This window comes from Streptomyces sp. SolWspMP-5a-2 (assembly GCF_900091845.1).
Classification (GTDB): Bacteria; Actinomycetota; Actinomycetes; order Streptomycetales; family Streptomycetaceae; genus Streptomyces; species Streptomyces doudnae.
Genome location: NZ_FMCI01000172.1, coordinates 1 through 2138 on the forward strand (window position 1 = coordinate 1; position 2138 = coordinate 2138).

Annotated in this window: 2 protein-coding genes; both read left to right on the forward strand. The window is 72.5% G+C overall.

The features are described from left to right. The first annotated feature begins 321 nt into the window (after positions 1-321). The gene (locus GA0115242_RS17855; protein ID WP_093829605.1) at positions 322-525 is read left to right on the forward strand and encodes a cold-shock protein; all 204 of its coding nucleotides are present in this window, start codon (positions 322-324) and stop codon (positions 523-525) included. Between the two features lie 181 nt (positions 526-706). After that, positions 707-2138, forward strand: a 1432-nt coding sequence (locus tag GA0115242_RS17860; RefSeq protein ID WP_370672294.1) for a DEAD/DEAH box helicase, incomplete at its 3' end; no start/stop codon positions are given.

The window sequence follows — 2138 nt, forward strand, 5'->3', positions numbered from 1 at the left end:
GCACGCCGGGGACCGCCGCCGGCCCCGGGACGGCCCGGGAGGCGTGGGTCCGCAGGCCCCTGCGCTGAACGCGGCCCGGCCCCGCCCGGCCCCGCGCGGGCGGCCGGGACCGAATGCCGACCCGGCGGGCCGCCGGATATTCCCGTACCCGCAGGGGTGACCTGAGCTTTTCCGCCCGGCGTCGTCGAGCACGGCGTGCTAGTGTCGATGCAGGTTGCAGTTGTGGTTGCCAAAAGGTTCTTTTTTCCGACGGGCTGATCATCGCGGCGACACGGAGCACGCACAGGGCGTTCTCCGCTCCGTCCTCGAAGGGGAAAAGACATGGCTACCGGCACTGTGAAGTGGTTCAACGCGGAAAAGGGCTTCGGCTTCATCGAGCAGGACGGCGGCGGCGCCGACGTCTTCGCCCACTACTCGAACATCAACGCCTCCGGCTTCCGTGAGCTCCAGGAGGGCCAGAAGGTGTCGTTCGACATCGGCCAGGGCCAGAAGGGCCCGACCGCCGAGAACATCGTTCCCGCCTGATCTCGGCTCTGACGCATACTTCGCAGCTGGGGCCCGCACCTGGGGGTGCGGGCCCCAGCTCGTGAATTTTCGGGGCATTTTCCCGCCCCCATCGAACTCGGCCCGTTCTCGCGATTCTCTGCGTCGTTCATTTTGCTGCGGAAATTCCTTGATACGCGCCCCGCATCAAGGAAGGTGCCGCTTGAACCGCGCACGCACGCCCCGCCCCGCCCGCCAGCACGACCGCCGCTCCGGAGGCTCCACCATGGGCCGCCCGCCGGCGCCCCGGCGCTCCTCGCGCGGCGGAGGCCCCCGGCCGTCCGCTCCCCAGGGCGAGTTCGCCCTGCCGAAGACGATCACTCCCGCGCTCCCCGCGGTCGAGACGTTCGCGGACCTGGAGATGCCCGCCCCGCTGCTGACCGCGCTCGGCCAGCAGGGCGTCACCGACCCGTTCCCGATCCAGGCGGCCACCCTGCCGAACTCCCTGGCCGGCCGTGACGTGCTCGGCCGCGGCCGCACCGGCTCGGGCAAGACCCTCGCCTTCGGCCTCGCCACCCTGGCCCGTATCTCGGGCCGCCGCGCCGAGCCCGGCAGGCCGCTCGCCCTCGTCCTGGTTCCCACCCGCGAACTGGCCCAGCAGGTCACCGACGCGCTCACGCCGTACGCGCGCGCCCTGCGGCTGCGGCTCGCCACCGTCGTCGGCGGCATGTCGATCGGCCGCCAGACCAGCGCGCTGCGCGCCGGTGTGGAGGTCGTCATCGCGACGCCCGGACGCCTCAAGGACCTCGTGGACCGCGGCGACTGCCGTCTGGACACCGTCGAGATCACCGTCCTCGACGAGGCCGACCAGATGACCGACATGGGCTTCATGCCGCAGGTCACCGCGCTGCTCGACCAGGTGCGTCCGGGCGGGCAGCGGATGCTGTTCTCGGCCACTCTCGACCGCAACGTCGACCTGCTGGTCCGCCGGTACCTGAGCGACCCGGTGGTGCACTCCGTCGACCCGTCGGCCGGTGCCGTCACGACGATGGAGCACCACGTGCTGCACGTCCACGACACGGACAAGTACCGCACGACGACGGAGATCGCCGCCCGCGACGGCCGCGTGATCATGTTCCTCGACACCAAGCACGCGGTGGACAAGCTCACCAAGCACCTGCTCGGCAGCGGCGTCCGTGCCGCGGCCCTGCACGGCGGCCGGTCCCAGCCGCAGCGCACCCGCACGCTGGCGCAGTTCAAGGACGGCCACGTCACCGTGCTGGTCGCCACCAACGTCGCCGCCCGCGGCATCCACGTCGACAACCTCGACCTCGTCGTCAACGTGGACCCGCCCAGCGACCACAAGGACTACCTGCACCGCGGCGGCCGCACGGCCCGCGCGGGCGAGTCCGGCAGCGTCGTCACCCTGGTGACGCCCGGCCAGCGGCGCGCGGTGAGCAGGCTCATGGAGTCGGCGGGCATCGTCCCGACGATCACCGCCGTGCGCTCGGGCGAGGAGGAGCTGTCCCGCATCACGGGCGCGCAGGCCCCGTCCGGCATCCCCGTCGTCATCTCCGCCCCGGCCGCCGAGCGGCCGCGCCGCTCCGCGGGCGGCGGCTCCGGTTCGTCCCGCGGTCGCCGCGGCGGACGCGGCG